Origin of the sequence: Hymenobacter norwichensis DSM 15439 (assembly GCF_000420705.1) — a bacterium.
Classification (GTDB): domain Bacteria; phylum Bacteroidota; class Bacteroidia; order Cytophagales; family Hymenobacteraceae; genus Hymenobacter; species Hymenobacter norwichensis.
In genome coordinates, this window is sequence record NZ_ATVL01000007.1 from 229,268 (window position 1) to 246,067 (window position 16,800).

Sequence of the window (16,800 nt, forward strand, 5' to 3'; positions counted from 1 at the left end):
TGGATTTCAAGGCTCCCAGGAAACTCCGCTACTTTTGCCCCGATGCCATCAGTCCCAATACCTGCGCCAGAAAACGCCCCAACTGCTGGTACTCGCCGGTTTGTACGCGGCTCGGTGGGTTCAGGCGTGGTGGTAGTGGCACGGGGCTTGGGGGCATTGTTGCTCAATAAGCTACTGGCCGTGTACGGCGGCCCCGGCGGCCTAACGCTGCTGGCGCACTTCCAGAACCTGCTGGCCATGCTCACCATGTTGCCCAACGATGGAACACACGTGGGCGTGGTGAAGTACCTGGCCCCGCTTAACCCCGCCGGCAACCGGTACCGGGCGTGGCTAGGCGCGGCGATAGTGCTGAACTGTGGCGCGCTGCTGCTGGCGCTGCTGGCTTTAGGTGTAGCTCCCGGCCCGCTAGCAGGCGTGTTCCACCCAACGGCGGGTTGGTTTCTGTGGTTTGGAATAGGGCTGGTGCTCCTCACGGCGTATGCGTTGCTGAACACTTTGCTGCTGTCGGCCAGCCGGTTGCGAGCGTACGTAGCAATCAATGTAACGATGAGCGTGCTGGCGCCGGCTGCCGTGGCCGCGGTGCTGCTGACTGGTGGGTCCACTACCACAGCGCTGCTGGGTTATTTGTTTGGGCAGGGTAGTATGCTGCTGCCGGCGCTGTGGCTAGGGTATCGGGCGGGATTGGTGCCGCCGTTGCGTGGGCGGGTGAGTGGCTCGGCGTTACGGGCGCTGAGTAAGTTTCTGCTGATGGCCGTGGGGCTGCTGCTGTTCGGAAAGGCCGTGGATTTCGCTGTGCGAGAGCTGCTGGTACTGCAGTACGGCATGGGCCACACCGATTTGTGGCAGGCCGTGATGAAGCTCAGCGACAATTATACGATGGTGCTGGCCGCCACGATGAGCAGTGTGTATTACCCCCGGCTGGCCGCCTTGGCCGCCCAACCGGTGGCCCAGCGGCACTGGATACGTACGGTGCTACGGCTGGTGGTGCCCTTGGCAGGGGCAGGGTTGCTGCTGCTCTATTTGCTGCGCAACTGGCTGCTGCCGCTACTGTTTGAGGCCCGCTTCACGGCGGCGTCCTACCTGCTGGCGCCCCAACTGCTAGCCGACTGGTTTCGGTTTGTGGCCTGGCCTTTGGTGATGATATTCACGGCGCAGGCGCGGGTAGGACGGTTTGTGGCTTTTCAGGCGGTGTCGGCGGGGCTGTACTCGGTGGCGTTGGCGGCGCTGCTGCCGCAACTGGGGCTGCTGGGGGCCGTGTGGGCTTCGGTGGTGCGGCAAGGGCTGCTGCTGCTCTGGTGCGGCTGGTACTTCCGGGCGTACTGGCGGCGGTGAGATGGTAGCCTGTTTAATTCTTGATACCTTCCAGTTCTTACTATATGTCGGCTGGAAGCCGGTTGTAGCGGTTTTTTACCAAATACTTGTCCTCATGCGTCGAGTTAAAATTCTGTGGCTGGCTGGTGGATTAATTATGAGCTTGTTGTCATCGGTAAGTCAGGCGCAACAGAACTTGACGCTATGGTACAAGGAACCCGCTGCCACCTGGACCGAGGCGCTGCCGGTAGGCAACGGCCGGCTGGGTGCTATGGTGTTCGGGCGGGTCAATGAGGAACTGCTCCAACTCAATGAAAGCAGCCTCTGGTCGGGTGGGCCCGCCAATCTCAACCCCAACCCCACGGCCGCCAGCTACCTGCCCCAGATTCAGCAGGCGCTGTTGCAGGAAGACTACAAAAAGGCTGAGGAACTGTGCCACAAGTTTCAGGGCTTGTACACCGAGGCCTACATGCCGCTCGGCGACTTGGCCATCAAGCAAGCCCTAACCGGCACCCCCGCCAACTACCACCGCGACCTGAACATTTCCGAGGCTACCACCCGCACGCAGTTCACTGTGGGCAGCACTAAGTACAGCCGCGAAGTGTTTGTTTCGGCTCCCGACCAAGTGATTGTCGTGCACCTGAAAAGCAGCAAGAAGGGCAACCTCACGTTTGATGTGGTGGCCAAGAGCCAGTTGCAATTCACCACTGCGGCCGATGGCGCCTCGGAACTGGTGATGCGGGGAAAAGCGCCTTCGCACGCCGACCCCAACTATGTGCGCTACAACGCCCAGCCGGTGATATACGAGGCAGCTGGCTCTTGCCGAGGTATGCGCTTCGAGCTGCGTTTGAAAGCCAGCAGCATGGATGGCACCATCAGTACCGATGCCGCGGGGCTGCACGTGCGCAATGCTACCGAGGCCGTGCTGTATGTGTCGGCGGCCACCAGCTTCAACGGCTACAACCAGTGCCCCGACCAGAATGGCAAAGACGAACACCAATTAGCGGCCAGCTACTTACGGCAGGCTGTGGCCAAAAGCTTTGCTACTCTGCGCCGAAGCCACGTGCAGGATTATCAGCAGTATTTCAACCGAGTGAAGCTGAGCCTGACTGAAAGCCCCGAGCCCAAACTATCCACGCTGGAGCGGCTGAAGCTGTACGCTGATGGCGGCCCTGATCCGGCGCTGGAGGCGCTGTACTATCAGTTTGGGCGCTACCTGCTGATTTCCAGTTCGCGGCCTGGGGGGCTGCCGGCCAACCTGCAAGGCATCTGGAACAACAGCGTGCGGCCACCGTGGAGTAGCAACTACACCACCAACATCAACGCCCAGATGAACTACTGGCCGGCCGAGGCTGCCAACCTCTCGGAGTTGCACGAACCATTTATCGAGCTGATTAAGAACACCGCTGTAACCGGCCGCGAAACCGCCAACAACTACTACAATGCCAAAGGCTGGGCCGTACACCACAACTCCGATATCTGGGCCACGTCCAACCCGGTGGGGGACCTGGGCAAAGGCGCGCCTACTTGGGCCAACTGGAACATGGGCAGCCCCTGGCTAAGCCAGCACCTCTACGAGCATTACCGCTTCACCACCGACACCAACTACCTGCGCAACACAGCGTACCCGCTGATGAAAGAGGCGGCCCTATTTTGCCTGGACTACCTGATACCCGACCAGAACGGGCGGCTGGTAACGGCGCCGTCGTCGTCGCCGGAAAACGTGTTCATCACTGAAAAAGGCGAGAAGGGTAGTATTTCGGTGGCTTCCACGATGGATATGTCCATCATCCGGGACCTGTTCACCAACGTCATTGAAGCTTCCACTACGCTGGGAGTAGATGCCGATTTTCGAAAGCTGTTGGTGAGAAAGCAGGCCCAGCTGTTTCCTTTTCAGGTGGGGCGCAAAGGCAACTTGCAGGAGTGGTATAAGGATTGGGAAGACGCTGAGCCCCAGCACCGGCACGTGTCGCACCTGTTTGGGCTGCACCCCGGCCGGCAGATTTCGCCGCTCACCACGCCCGACTTGGCCGCTGCGGCCCGCCGTACCCTGGAGCTCCGCGGCGACGAAGGCACCGGCTGGAGCATCGCCTGGAAAATCAACTTCTGGGCCCGCCTCCACGACGGCAACCACGCCTACAAGCTGCTCCGCAACCTGCTGCACCTCACCGGCCTCGAAAACACCCCGTACAACAAAGGTGGCGGCACCTACCCCAACTTATTCTGCGCCCACCCACCGTTCCAGATTGATGGCAACTTCGGGGGCATTGCCGGCATCGGGGAAATGCTGCTGCAAAGCCAAGACGGCACCCTGCATCTGCTACCCGCCCTGCCCGACGCTTGGCCTGCGGGCAGTGTTACGGGGTTACGGGCGCGGGGCGGCTTTGAGGTGGACATCACCTGGCAGAGCGGCAAACTGGTTGCCGCTACTATTCGTAGCGTGTCGGGCACAACGGCCAAGGTGCGTTACGGCAGCAAGGTGGTAGAGCTGGCCCTGAAACCCGGCCAAACCAAAAAGCTCGGTCCAGTTTTATAACATGCTTCCGGATAACAAAGGCGTTGCTAAAAAGGGGAAGGTAGCAGAACGAGCACCGCGCTTGGCTTTTGTACCTTATGTTTGATTTTTCTGAAAATAAGGTACAGAAACTGAGGTAGAGGCCAGCTTCACTTCAATTTCAAAACCGACCAGGGCTTTTTTTCAAACGGCTTCCAATGAGAATAATCACGCCCACACGAAGCTAATTACTGCATGTCCGCCGCCGCCGTTTTGCCGCTTGTTACCATTGTGGCGCTGTGCCACAACCACGCCCGGTTCCTGCGCCCGGCCTTGGATTCTATCCAAGCCCAAACCTACCCCAACCTGGAGGTGATACTGGTTGATGATGCCAGCACCGACGAAAGCGTGGTTGTACTGCGCGAGTACGCCGCCGCGCACCCCGAATGGCAGATACTGCTTATAAAGCAGAACGTGGGCAATTGCGCCGCTTTCAACCTGGCGCTGGCGCATACCCACGGCCAGTACATCATCGACTTTGCCACCGATGATGTGCTGCTGCCGGAGCGCGTGGTACGGCAGGTAGCGGTGTTTGAGCAATTGCCCGCTGATTACGGCATGGTGTATTCCAATGTAAAGCTTATTGATGAGGCCGGTCAGTTCCAGCGGCTTTTCTATACTCGTACGGCGGTGAATGAGCTGCAACCCACGCCGGCGTCGGGCTGGGTGTTTGAGCAAGTGCTGCGCCGTTTCTTCATCAGCGCCCCTTCCATGATGATGCGCCGCGCGACGCTGGAAGCCCTAGGCGGCTATGATGAAACGCTGGCCTACGAAGACTTCGACTTTTGGGTACGGGCCTCGCGCAGCTGGCAGTTTCATTATCAGGATGAAGTGCTGACGAAGAAGCGCCTACACCCTCGTTCCAAATCCGCCCAGAGCTACCGCCCCCACGACCCGCTGGTAACCTCCACCGTGCACATTTGCCGCAAAGCCGCGGCGCTATGCCGTACGCCCGCCGAGTGGGACGCCCTGGCCGTGCGCCTTCGCTGGGAGCTGCGCCAGGCTGCCCGCTGGGGCAACCTAAGCGCCGCCCAACAGTTCTACGCTTTGCTGCACGGCATTGGGCACGCAAGTTGGCTGGACCGGAGTATTGGCCTGTATTTAAAGCTCAGAGGCTAGCCACAACGGTTCGGCAGCAGTATGCGGCAGGTGCTGGCAGTAGTTTGGTTGGACATAAAATTCGGCGCGGCTGATGCGCAATGGCCACATTATCATTACGGGGTCGGCGCCGAAAACCGGCATTCATGTTGGATTGAAGTATCTTTCGGGCACTGGAGTACCATAGTAACGCAGAAATGAAGGCCATTATCAACCACCAATCCGTCAACTACCAGGTAGAAGGAGAAAGCAGCCCGCCCGACAACCGAGTACTGCTGGCCTCCGATATCGACCTGACGGCGGATGCTGCCTGGGCGGCGGCTGGGTACACTGTGGCCGATTTTCTGCCCGTCGCCGAGCAGCAACTGTTGCAAGCTGGTTTGGCGGAGTTAGTACGGGAAGCCCTGCGCGAAGTCGGCCAGCCCGTTGCCGACGACTTCCCGGTGAGTTGCTACCATGAGCTAATCGGCGACGATACCGACCAGCATCTGGCGGTAATCAACATCACTAAGCAGTACACCCAAGACCAATTGCCAGTGCCAGTGGCCTTGCTGGAAGCGCGGGTAGGGGCACTCTGCGGCCGGCCCGTACAGTCGCTAAACCCCTACGACAGCGCTCGGGTTTTTCACCTGCGCATCGTGCGCCCCGGCCGCTCCGACAACAACCCGCTGCACCGCGACGTGTGGTTGCCCAACTACGCCAACTGCATCAATATCTACGTGCCCGTGGCCGGCAGCACCCCTAATTCCTCGCTGACCCTTATTCCAGGCAGCCATTGGTGGCCCGAAAACCAGACCGAACGAACTTTGCGGGGGGCATGCTACAACGGGGCCGCCTACAACGTGCCCGGCGTGAAAGGTGCCGCCGAGGTATTGCAGTTGATTCGCCCCAATCCTGCCGACAAGGAAGTGCTATTATTCTCGCCGTATTTGTTACACGGCGGCGCCGTCAATCTGAACCCGGATGCTACGCGTATTTCACTGGAAATGCGGTTCTGGCCAGCGTAGCATTCTTGCGGCTCATCTCACCTCTGGTTGACTTACTCGCGTCCGGCACGCAGATTCCGGTTTATCTCTAGCAGCTACCGGCAGCCATGCACGTACTTCCTTCTTCACCCATTCACTTCTTCACTCTTTTTCGGCGGGTGCTGCTGCCTGCACTGCTGCTGCTGGCGGCTGGCTGGGGCTTGGGTTGCTACTTTGAAACCAACGACGACCCGGCTATTATCCTGATGCTGCGTGGCACTACGGCGGCAGCTCCGGTCAGCAATTTGCACTTGTATTTTCATGGGTTCAGCAACATGCTGGCAGCTTTGTACCACACCTGGCCGGCGCTGCCCTGGTATGGGCTGGTGCTGTACGGGCTGCTATATGTGGCTACCGTTCTAGTGTTTAGTGTACTAGACCGGCTACTAGCCGGCAGGGTGCCAGCGAGTTGGATTACAGCTCTGCTAGTGCTGTTTTTCCTGACGGCCTGGCTGGAACACGGCTTGTGGTTCAACTACGTGCGGGTGCCGGTGCTTTTGGCCGGGGCGGGCGTGCTATTCGCCGCGCAACGTCCCCAGAGCCGTGCGGCGTTGGTGGTAGGTGTAGTGGCGTTTGGGATAAGTTGGCTGATTCGGCCCAGTATAGCTGTGCTGGGGCTGCTGTTGGTTGTGCCGGGGGCGTGCTGGCTGAGTGGCCGCCGCGCTGCGCCAGTGCTGGCGGCGGCCGTGCTGTGGGCAGCTGTTGGGGCTGGCGTATTGAATGTGGTGCGCAGTCCGCAGGCCGCTGCCCTGCGTACCGTCGATGTGCCTAAAGCCAACCTCAACGACTATCAATTGCTGCGCGCTGTGCCCCGCACTGCCACCGACAGCTTGGGAATACGCGCGGTACGTGCCTGGATGATGGCTGACTCTACACTGCTCAACGAAAACTTTTTCCGGCGGGCCACTCGCCTTGAGCCCGCATACTTTCTGCGCCACACCGCCCCCCTCAAGCTGCAAGTACTGCTGAACCTAGTGCTGCGCGACTATTTTCCGCTACTGCTGCTGCAACTAGTGCTGTGGGGGTGGGTGGGGGGGGCTAGCGACGCGCCGGGACGGCGCTGGTTTTGGTTGGTGCAGCTTGGGTATATGGGTTTGGTGCTAGCGCTAGGCGTGGTCCTGAAATTGCCGCCCCGCATCGGGCTGCCAGTGTTCGATTTCTGGGTGCTTGGCAACTTATTGTACGTGCTACGTGTCGGTGGCCAAGCCCCCGACCGGCGCTTGGCTACCATCTTGGTGGTGCTGGCAATAGTTGCTGTGCCCTACGCCTACAAAACCTTGCACCGCCGAAGCATTTTGCAAGTTGAGCGCCAGCACAATCAGCAACTTCGGCAACAACTTACAGCGGCTTTGCCTCCTGCGGTCTTGCTTGTAACCGACGTGCTACCTGCTACTTACAAATCGGCAAGCCCGTTTCGTAACCCCGATGTAGTGCCTGCCAAAATGCTGATGCTAACGGGCTGGACTACCGCCGACCCCTCGCAGGTTTCTTGGCGGCAGCAGCTAACGGGTACCCGCAACTTTGGGGCGGGCATGCGGCAACTGGCACAACAAGGTTCTGCGGTGCAGTGGCTGCTTACGCCAAGGGTAGCGGCTATCCTCAATCAGCAATTACACTTGCTCCCGGCTGGCAGCCAAATGCGGTTTGCACCGGCTCCCAAATTCCGGGCAGCCACTCAGCCCGCCGATACCATTTGGTACTATCAACCAGTTCTGGAAACGAGGAAGTAACCAGGAAAGACAAAATTTTATAGGGCATAGATTGAATTTAATCCGTGTATTTGGGGCTTCTGATTAGATACCTTTGCCTCTCCCTTCTCCCGCAATCTTTCTTCACACTGCCATGATATCCACCTCCACATCCATTTCTCGCAGCGAGGTCTTGGAACATATCGAACCGTTCTTGCGCGCCAACCTGGGTACTTTTCTTAAAAGTGTTGAGGACAGTTGGCAGCCTTCCGACTTCTTGCCCGATTCGCGGCAGGATAATTTTTTCGATGAGGTGAAGCTGTTGCGTGAACGGGCCGGTGAGTTAAGCTATGACTTGTTGGCTGTGCTGATTGGCGACACCATTACCGAAGAGGCGCTGCCCAACTACGAGGCATGGTTTCATGAGCTAGACCACCTGAACCGTGACCGGGACAACGGCTGGGCGCAGTGGATTCGGGGCTGGACGGCCGAGGAGAACCGCCATGGCGACTTGCTCAACCGCTACCTCTACCTGTCGGGCCGCGTAAACATGCGTGAATTCGAGGCCAGCACTCAGCACCTCATTGCTGATGGTTTCGATCTGGGCACGGCCCACGACCCGTACCGGGCTTTTGTGTATACCAGTTACCAGGAAGCGGCCACCAACCTCTCGCACCGCCGCGTAGGTACGCTGGCCCGCAAAGCCGGTGATGCGTCGTTGTCCAAGCTCTGCGGCATGATTGCCGGCGACGAATCGCGCCATGCACGGGTGTACCAGACGTTTGTGGAGAAGATTTTCGAGGTAGACCCATCGGAAATGATGCTGGCTTTCGAGGACATGATGCGCAAAAAGATTGTGATGCCGGCTCACTACATGCGCGAGCTAGGAGTGGAAATGGGCAAAACTTTCGGCCACTTCACTGATGCCGCTCAGCGCTTAGGCGTATACACTAGCCAAGACTATACCGACATCCTAGAGGGTCTTATCACCACCTGGAAAATCGACCAGATAACCGGCCTCAACGGTAGCGCTGAAAAAGCCCGTGACTACATTATGAAGCTACCCAACCGCCTGCGCCGTGTAGCCGACCGAATGCCGGTGCCTAAACTGGAATACAAGTTCAAGTGGATTGAATAGCCCTTTTAATTCATATTAAAAAAGCCCCGTAGTAGCAGCTACGGGGCTTTTTATTTGAAATATGTACTGCTGCTTACGGCTGGCCTTCCATTACTTGGCCCATCACCCACTTACCGGTTGGGTCGAGGGTATAGGTAATGGTGCGCGAACCAGCGGCAGCGGGCTCGGTGGCCGTGGCCGAAGCGGTGCCGCTGCTTACAGGGAAAGTGCGGCTCAACATGTTATTGGCCAGCGTGTAGGTGTCTTTGCCGCCGTAGCCTACGCCGGCCGTGCCCGAAATAGAGCCGGGGCCGTTGATGGGCGTATAGCCACGTTCAGCAAACTCGTAGCCATAGAAGCCACCGTTGGCGGAAGCCGCATCCGTGAAAATGTACACTTCTGGCTTGCCATTGCCGTTCAGGTCGGCTGTTACGGCGTCGCGCACGGCTCCGGTGATGTCGAGGCGGACGGGGTCGGCGGTAAGGGCCGCGCCCCGGTACGAGCGGATGGTGAGTTGCCGCATTGCCTCCGAGCCAGTGGTTTTGATTTCAAAGCGGGCGTTACCCTGCGTCAGTTCCTTGGTGAAACTTACAGGCTCAGTAGCCAGCGTATTTTCCACCGTGGAAGCGGCAGTCGAGGTATCTTCAACAACACCCCGCGAAGAGTCGCAGGCAGTGGCAACCACGAAGGTGCTGCCAAGTAACACTAAAGCTTGTACTTTCATATGAATATGATTTTGGGGAGAGTGTAGTGTGGAAAGCTGGATAGAGTACCTAACTGAAAATCAGAACCAGTACGAAGGCCGTAAAACCAACGCTGCGAAACCAATGCTTCGGCCAACGTTAACTCCATATCGCCGAATGCGGCGCAACGGAATACCCCTGCAAGGTATTGTGTTCTATATGCAATACAAATTTAAGATACATAAATTCCTGGTAGCAAGCAGCCTTTGCAGGCTGGAAAATTGCTTTTCCGACTCGCAAATACCTTATTTGTCGAGCTTCGCTTTCTATGTTAAATCATTTCACTGCACCATTAGCGGGCCTGACTTTTATAGTCTGCCTGCTGGAATGCGCTGCTACCAACGGGTAGTTTGTAGTGCACGATGCGTTGGCCGCCGCTAGGGCAGCAATTCGGGTCGGCGTCGAGGTAGATAGGAAAAGAGCGCACCACTTGCTGGCCTTCCACCTTGAACGTGTCGTGTCCCTGGTAGCCCTGGGCCGCGGGGCCGCTCAACTCGGGAAGGGTGAGAGTGCGGCGGCCTTGGTTCAGAAATTCATAACCTATTAGTTGTCCGTAAGAGCCACTACCTGCGTCGGTTACGAACACCAGCAGTTCCGGAAACTTGTCGTCGTTGAGGTTGGTAGTCACGGCATCCGACACGGTGCCTTCTATAGCTTGGGTGCTGGTGGCCAGTTCTTTGCCCGCTTTTTCCACGCGCATTTCCAACTGGCGCTGGGTGCCTTCGCCGGTGGTTTGCAGCACAAACCGGTGGTCGCCTTCGTTGAGCTCTTTCCGAAAGCTGACGGGCGTAGCAGCGGCAATTGGGGCGGCGGTGCTGCGCAAGGCACTGGGGTCCGACGCTTCGGTAGTGGCCCGGGGCGCATCACAGGCGGCTAGCAGTGAAATGCCAAGAAGAAGGAGGAAAGGCTTTTTCATAGAAATACAGGATGCTGCTCCCTACTATGCGGAGCAGCATCCTGTATTTACCGTTCTGTTCGGCGCCGGGTTACAACAAAGTTGATAAGCCTAGTCTACCACCTGCACGCCTTTCCAGAAAGCCACGCGCCCCTGGATCTGCTGGGCGGCGTCTTTGGGCTCGGGGTAATACCAGGCGGCATCTTTGTTCAACTCACCATTCACGCGCAGCGAGTAATAGCTGGCCCGGCCTTTCCAGGGGCACGTGGTATGCGCAATACTGTCCTCGAAAAACTCTTTCTTGATGGCGTCGGCGGGGAAGTAGTGGTTGTTTTCTACCACCACTGTATCGTTGCTTTCCGCTACTACAGTGTTGTTCCAGATGGCTTTCATAACTAGGAATTGGAAGGTTAAGGTCTTGGGGACTTCGTGAAAGTAAGGGCAGCGCGCCACGCTGGGAAACCAAAAAGCAGCAACCGTAAACCAACTCTGCCTGCTTGTTGTTCTGATAACTCAATTTCCTTCCTATGTCCGCAGGCTTCCGTTTCCAAGATTTCGTGCCCGAGGAGTCGTCTGAGAAAGGCTTCGACTCGCTGCTCAAGATATTCATGCAACTCATTACCATCACATCGGGTGATGTGGGCGAAACCTTGTCGTGGCTCAACGAGCTAGACAAGCAGTATGGCCTCACCGATGATGATTACGGGATGGGCAACTTTATTGAAGACCTCAAGAAAAAAGGCTATATCGATGAGGATCCGCAAGAGAAAGGCGCGTTCAATATCACGGCCAAAAGTGAGCAGCAAATTCGTAAAAGCTCACTCGAAGAAATTTTCGGCAAGCTGAAAAAATCGGGACAGGGTAACCACCGCACGCCGCACACCGGCCAAGGCGACGAGCAGAGCACCGATATGCGCGAATTCCGGTTTGGTGACTCGCTCGACCAGATTTCCATGACCGAATCCATCCGCAACGCCCAGCTCAACCACGGCCTGGGTACCGGCGAGTTCATGCTGACCGAGGGCGACCTGGAAGTGCGCGAAAACGAGCACAAAAGCCAGACCAGCACGGTGCTCATGATTGACATCTCGCACTCCATGATTCTGTACGGCGAGGACCGCATTACGCCGGCCAAGAAAGTGGCTATGGCGCTGGCTGAGTTGGTGAAGCAAAAGTACCCAAAGGATACGCTCGACGTGCTGGTGTTCGGTAATGATGCTTGGCAGATTGAGGTGAAGGATTTGCCCTACCTGCAAGTAGGACCTTACCACACCAACACGGTGGCTGGCTTGGAGTTAGCCTTGGATTTGCTGCGTAAGCGCAAAACGCCCAACAAGCAGATTTTCATGATTACCGATGGCAAGCCAACCTGCTTGAAGGAACCCGCCGGGGGCTACTACAAAAACAGCTTTGGGCTCGACCGTAAGGTGGTAAACAAGACGCTGAACCTGGCTGCTGCTGCCCGCCGCCTCAAAGTGCCCATCACCACGTTCATGATTGCCTCCGATCCGTATCTGAAGCAGTTCGTGAATGAATTCACGGAAGTGAACCAGGGTAAGGCCTATTATTCTTCGTTGAAAGGCCTCGGCCACATGATTTTCGAGGACTACAAGCGCAACCGCCGCAAGTCGTTGTAACAAAGTGCAGTTCAGCAGCACGTCATGCCTTACTTATGTTTTGTGTGGCGCGCTGCTCGGATACTCTACCTGTACTAGTTCTCACTTCAATCGGCCTTACTGGCCGACCTGAACCTCTACCGCCCCTACATAGTTAACTAGCCTGGGGCCACACTCTCCCTCCTCTAATTCCTGATGAAACAAGAAGCAATTCGTACGCTGGGTCAGCTTCGCGCCAGCGGGTATCAGCCGCGTTCCGTTAAACAAGAGCTGCGCGACAACCTGATTGCCAAGCTCCAAAGCAAAGAAGAAGTATTTCCGGGCATCTATGGCTACAACGAAACCGTAATTCCCGATCTGCAGCGCGCTATTCTGGCTGGGCACCACATCAACCTACTCGGCTTGCGTGGGCAGGCCAAAACCCGCATTGCCCGCCTGCTGGTAGGCTTGCTCGATGAGTACATTCCGGTGGTGGAAGGCGCCGAGCTGAACGACGACCCCTTGCAGCCGCTGTCGGTGTACGCCAAAAACCTCATTGCCGAGCACGGCGACAACACACCCGTTGCCTGGATGCACCGCGACGACCGATACACCGAGAAGCTGGCCACCCCCGATGTATCGGTAGCCGACTTGATTGGTGATGCCGACCCCATCAAAGCTGCTACCCTCAAGCTGCCGTATTCCGACGAGCGAGTGATTCACTTTGGCCTGATTCCGCGGGCGCACCGGGGCATTTTTGTTATCAACGAGTTGCCTGACTTGCAGCCCCGCATTCAGGTGTCGTTGTTTAATATCCTGCAGGAAGGCGACATCCAGATTCGCGGCTTCAAGGTGCGTCTGCCCCTGGATTTGCAGTTCGTCTTCACGGCCAACCCCGAGGATTATACCAACCGGGGCTCGATTGTAACGCCGCTCAAAGACCGGATTGACGCCCAGATCATCACCCACTACCCGAAATCCATTGAAATCGGGAAGAACATCACCAAGCAGGAAGCCCGCATCAAGGATGAGCAGCGCGGCTTGGTGACCACCAACGAAATCATTCACGACCTAGTGGAGCAAGTGGCCGTAGAAGCCCGCGCCTCTGAGTTTGTGGACGCTAAAAGCGGCGTATCAGCCCGCCTCACCATTTCGGCTTTCGAGCAGGTGGTAGCCGGGGCCGAACGGCGCGCGCTCATCAACGGCGAGAAGAAAACCTACGTGCGCGTCGGCGACTTTATTTCGGCGGTTCCCGCCGTGACGGGTAAAGTGGAGCTGGTGTATGAAGGCGAGCAGGAGGGAGCCGGCATTGTGGCCGAGAAGCTGATGGGTAAAGCCATCCGTACGCTGTTCCTGAACTACTTCCCCGACCCCGACAAAGCCAAGAAGCTGAAAGGCCGCCCTAGCCCTTACAAAACGGTGCAGGAATGGTTTGGCAGCGGCAACACCGTAGACGTGTTGCACGATGCTTCCGACAACGACTATCACGCGGCCCTCGACAAAGTGCCCGGCCTGCGCGACATCGTGAAGGAACTGCATCCCAACGAAGACCAGGAAGCCACTTACTTCCTGATGGAATTCCTGTTGCACGGCCTCGCCGAGTATAGCCTGATTTCGCGCAACCGCCTCACCGCCGGCGCCCAGTTCAAAGATTTGCTGAGCAGCATGTTCACCATGCCCAGCTTCGGCGAGGATGAAGACGACGAGGACGACGAAGACGAGAAGCCCCAGCGCGGCCGCCGTCGGTAGAATTTCCAGTTCGAGCATAACACAAAACCCCGCGTGCCAGCCGGTACGTGGGGTTTTGTGTAGGGAGCGGGGCTTGCCCCCGCCCGTCGCCCACGCCGATGTACCGGTATCGTCCGTACCGGCGCACCGACATCGGGCAACGACATCGGGCAACGACGGGCGGGGGCAAGCCCCGCACCCAACGGATTTTGCAGCATATTTTTTAATTTTTGAAAAATATGCTGCAAAAAGCCACCTCGTTATGCCCCGCCGGTCCATTCCCTCCACTACTCTGTTAGCGCAAGTGCGTAAGTATTACGGCCTGGACCAGCAGGAGCTGGCCGACTACTTACGCATCAGCCGGCCCTACGTGGCCGATATCGAAGCCGGGCGCCGCAGCCTTACAAGCAAGATACTGCTACGCCTAAACCCATTGGCGCTGCTGCCGGCCCGGCCGGCTGGGCTGAAGTAGCGTCTCTGGCCCGCCCAACAAAAAAGCCCCCTGCTTCGCGTGGAAACAGGGGGCTTGATAGCAACCCAGAAGGTGCTTTCGGCGCTTAGTTTTCCGAAACGACAATCTTCTGAATCTCGTCGTTCGGCTTGATTTCGTCCACGATGTCGATGCCTTCTACCACTTTGCCGAACACTGTGTGGTTGCGGTCGAGGTGGGCAGTGTTCTGGCGGTCGTGCACGATGAAGAACTGGCTGCCACCGGTGTTGCGGCCGGCGTGGGCCATGCTCAGGGCGCCCCGCTCGTGGTACTGATGCTCGCCGGTTAGCTCACAGTCGATTTTGTAGCCGGGGCCGCCGGTGCCGGGCTGTCCTTTGGCGCCGTCGCGCGAGTTGGGGCAACCACCCTGAATCACGAAGTTCGGGATGACGCGGTGAAACTTGAGGCCGTCGTAGAAGCCTTTTTTGGCGAGGTCGGTGAAGTTTTTCACGGTGTTCGGAGCGTCTTGCTCGTAGAACTCCACTTTCATTACACCGCGGTTGGTGTGGATTTCGGCAGTTTTCATGGTTGAGAGAGGATAGATGGAATGAAAACGATATACGCAGGCACACCCTATTGGGTGCCGGCGGGGCACAAAGGTAGCCAATTTGCGAGGCCCGAAACATCCGGGTTGCTGTCGAGTTTCGTAACATAGCAGCCGCGGCGCACGCTATACCGTGCGCTTCATCTCACCTCCCAACCAATTCTTTCTCTTTTTAAGTGTATGAAAAAGACCTTCCGTACTGCGTCGCTGAGTTTGCTTTCGGCCAGTGTATTTGCCCTGGCCCTCAGCAGCTGCGGCGACAACAAAACGGCCGAAACCTCTACTTCGGAGGTTCCTACCGAAACCACCGTTGACTCGGCGGCTATGATGACGGATTCGGCGCGTATGGCTAAGCCCGATGGTGTGATGGTGGATGGCGTGGCTATGACACCCGATAAAACCATCGTGCAGAACGCTGTGCAAGCCAGCAGCGTAACTACGCTGGTGAAGGCCGTGCAAGCCGCCGGCCTCGACGGCACTCTGAGCGGTACCGGCCCATTCACCGTATTCGCGCCCACCAATGCCGCCTTCGATAAGCTGCCCAAGGGTGCGCTGGCTGGCTTGCTGAAGCCGGAAAGCAAGGACAAACTGAAAGGTGTGCTCACCTACCACGTTATTGCTGGCCGCTTATTAGCCCAGGACCTGAAAGATGGTCAGGAACTGACCACTGTGAACGGTCAGAAACTGAAAGTAACCGTGAAAGACGGCAAAGTGATGGTGAGCAACGGCACCGATGCTCCCGCTACCGTGCAAATCCCGGACGTTATTTCCAGCAACGGCGTAACCCACGTAATCGACGGTGTAGTGCTGCCGAAAGCCGAGTAGCCAACGGATTTAATAAAGAACAAAGAGGGCCCGGCTGTTGCAGCCGGGCCCTCTTTGTGTGATTGATGCGCGTTGGGTGCGGGGCTTGTCCCCGCCCGCCGCCTGTGCCAGTACAACGATATCGGGCAACGGCAGGCGAGGCAACGACATCGGGCAACGGCGGGCGGGGGCAAGCCCCGCACCCTACAGCCCGGCATTCTCTGCCACGCGTTCTGCAAAGCCAGCCCAGTCTACATCCTCCTTTTTCGCCACGGTGGTAGACAGGTTATCGAAGATGATGTTGGCAAAGGGCATAGGCACGGTATGGGTGCGAGACTCATCCAGCACCAAACGCAAGTCTTTACGGATGATGGCTGGGGCCGCGCCAATAGGCTGGTAGTGGCGCTCGGCTACCAGCTTGCCGTAGCCTTTATAGATGGGCAGGTTGAAGAGCGTGCTAGTGAAGAACTCGTAGACCTGCTGCCGGTTGAGGCCACTTTTCTGGGCCAGCGTGAAGGCTTCGGCCATAGCTTCAATGGCGGCGCCCAGCATGAAATTGCCACACAGCTTCATGGTGTTGGCGGCGCCGGGGTCGGTACCGAAATCCTGGGCGGTGCCCTGGCCCAACACTTCGAGCACCGGCCGAAGCTTCTGCTTGGCTTCATCGTCGCCGGCCATAATCAGCCACAACTTGGCCGCCGCGGCAGCATCGGGCTTGCCGAACACGGGAGTAGCCACCAGATGGGCGCCCTGGCGCTTGTGGGCCCCGGCTAGGCGGCGGTTGGTGTCGGGCGCTACGGTGCTGCACGAGGCGTGCACGGCCCCTTGAGGCAAAGCCGACAGCAGGCCGCTGGGGCCAGTACATAATTCCTCTAAAGCCGCGTCGTCAGTAACCATCGAGAAAACAATGGCGGCGTCTTTAACGGCTTCGGCTGGAGTGGCGGCTACGGTGGCGCCTAGCTCCTTGAGCGGGTCGGCTTTGCTGGCCGTGCGGTTATAAACGGTAAGCGGGTGGCCGGCTTTTAACAGGTTGGTAGCCATAGCCACACCCATATTGCCCAAGCCAAGAAATGCAATGTTCATAAGAAGGTGAACTGGTGAGATAGTGAAGTGGTGAGTTTGACGTTCTAATGGCGTCACTGCGCAATACGTGCAGTTGGCACCATGAGAACATCAAACTCACAATTTCACCAGTTCGCCACCTCGCC

General features: G+C 57.7%; 15 protein-coding genes. 10 read left to right on the forward strand and 5 right to left on the reverse strand.

What is annotated here, in order from left to right; genetic code table 11:
• Nucleotides 1-42 precede the first annotated feature (42 nt).
• From G536_RS0107115 to G536_RS0107140, 6 genes are all read left to right on the forward strand, one after another.
• Nucleotides 43-1,332: an MATE family efflux transporter gene (locus G536_RS0107115; protein ID WP_157530471.1), complete on the forward strand. Its 1,290-nt coding sequence runs from the start codon at nucleotides 43-45 to the stop codon at nucleotides 1,330-1,332.
• 94 nt (nucleotides 1,333-1,426) lie between these two features.
• On the forward strand, nucleotides 1,427-3,847 hold the full coding sequence (locus G536_RS26720; RefSeq protein ID WP_022822894.1) for a glycoside hydrolase family 95 protein: 2,421 nt from the start codon (nucleotides 1,427-1,429) through the stop codon (nucleotides 3,845-3,847).
• A gap of 213 nt (nucleotides 3,848-4,060) precedes the next feature.
• Nucleotides 4,061-4,984, forward strand: a complete 924-nt coding sequence (locus tag G536_RS26725; RefSeq protein WP_022822895.1) for a glycosyltransferase family 2 protein — start codon at nucleotides 4,061-4,063, stop codon at nucleotides 4,982-4,984.
• Nucleotides 4,985-5,160: 176 nt separating this feature from the next.
• Nucleotides 5,161-5,970, forward strand: coding sequence for a phytanoyl-CoA dioxygenase family protein (locus G536_RS0107130; RefSeq protein ID WP_022822896.1), 810 nt, complete (start codon nucleotides 5,161-5,163; stop codon nucleotides 5,968-5,970).
• Between the two features lie 86 nt (nucleotides 5,971-6,056).
• The gene (locus G536_RS32475; protein ID WP_022822897.1) at nucleotides 6,057-7,718 is read left to right on the forward strand and encodes a hypothetical protein; all 1,662 of its coding nucleotides are present in this window, start codon (nucleotides 6,057-6,059) and stop codon (nucleotides 7,716-7,718) included.
• A 112-nt stretch (nucleotides 7,719-7,830) separates the two neighbouring features.
• The gene (locus G536_RS0107140; protein ID WP_022822898.1) at nucleotides 7,831-8,814 is read left to right on the forward strand and encodes an acyl-ACP desaturase; all 984 of its coding nucleotides are present in this window, start codon (nucleotides 7,831-7,833) and stop codon (nucleotides 8,812-8,814) included.
• Between the two features lie 73 nt (nucleotides 8,815-8,887).
• Here the strand turns inward: G536_RS0107140 and G536_RS0107145 are convergent, their stop codons facing one another.
• The 3 genes from G536_RS0107145 to G536_RS0107155 all read right to left on the reverse strand — a co-directional run bounded on the left by G536_RS0107145 (nucleotide 8,888) and on the right by G536_RS0107155 (nucleotide 10,824).
• On the reverse strand, nucleotides 8,888-9,517 hold the full coding sequence (locus G536_RS0107145) for a hypothetical protein (protein WP_022822899.1): 630 nt from the start codon (nucleotides 9,515-9,517) through the stop codon (nucleotides 8,888-8,890).
• 311 nt (nucleotides 9,518-9,828) lie between these two features.
• The gene (locus G536_RS0107150) at nucleotides 9,829-10,452 is read right to left on the reverse strand and encodes a hypothetical protein (protein WP_022822900.1); all 624 of its coding nucleotides are present in this window, start codon (nucleotides 10,450-10,452) and stop codon (nucleotides 9,829-9,831) included.
• Between the two features lie 90 nt (nucleotides 10,453-10,542).
• Nucleotides 10,543-10,824 carry a DUF427 domain-containing protein gene (locus tag G536_RS0107155; RefSeq protein ID WP_022822901.1) on the reverse strand — a complete coding sequence of 94 codons (282 nt, stop codon included), beginning with the start codon at nucleotides 10,822-10,824 and terminating at the stop codon, nucleotides 10,543-10,545.
• A gap of 134 nt (nucleotides 10,825-10,958) precedes the next feature.
• Between G536_RS0107155 and G536_RS0107160 the strand changes: the two genes are divergently transcribed.
• From G536_RS0107160 to G536_RS32480, 3 genes are all read left to right on the forward strand, one after another.
• Nucleotides 10,959-12,068: a vWA domain-containing protein gene (locus G536_RS0107160; RefSeq protein WP_022822902.1), complete on the forward strand. Its 1,110-nt coding sequence runs from the start codon at nucleotides 10,959-10,961 to the stop codon at nucleotides 12,066-12,068.
• 174 nt (nucleotides 12,069-12,242) lie between these two features.
• Entirely contained in the window at nucleotides 12,243-13,775 is a 1,533-nt protein-coding gene (locus tag G536_RS0107165) for a sigma 54-interacting transcriptional regulator (protein ID WP_022822903.1), read from the forward strand.
• Between the two features lie 241 nt (nucleotides 13,776-14,016).
• Complete coding sequence (locus G536_RS32480) at nucleotides 14,017-14,226, forward strand: helix-turn-helix transcriptional regulator (RefSeq protein ID WP_022822904.1); 210 nt, start codon at nucleotides 14,017-14,019, stop codon at nucleotides 14,224-14,226.
• Nucleotides 14,227-14,311: 85 nt separating this feature from the next.
• On the opposite strand, the gene G536_RS0107175 is transcribed toward G536_RS32480, so the two are convergent.
• Entirely contained in the window at nucleotides 14,312-14,770 is a 459-nt protein-coding gene (locus tag G536_RS0107175; protein WP_022822905.1) for a peptidylprolyl isomerase, read from the reverse strand.
• A 198-nt stretch (nucleotides 14,771-14,968) separates the two neighbouring features.
• Between G536_RS0107175 and G536_RS0107180 the strand changes: the two genes are divergently transcribed.
• Nucleotides 14,969-15,613: a fasciclin domain-containing protein gene (locus G536_RS0107180; protein ID WP_022822906.1), complete on the forward strand. Its 645-nt coding sequence runs from the start codon at nucleotides 14,969-14,971 to the stop codon at nucleotides 15,611-15,613.
• 183 nt (nucleotides 15,614-15,796) lie between these two features.
• Here the strand turns inward: G536_RS0107180 and G536_RS0107185 are convergent, their stop codons facing one another.
• Complete coding sequence (locus tag G536_RS0107185) at nucleotides 15,797-16,675, reverse strand: NAD(P)-dependent oxidoreductase (RefSeq protein ID WP_022822907.1); 879 nt, start codon at nucleotides 16,673-16,675, stop codon at nucleotides 15,797-15,799.
• Nucleotides 16,676-16,800: the final 125 nt, after the last annotated feature.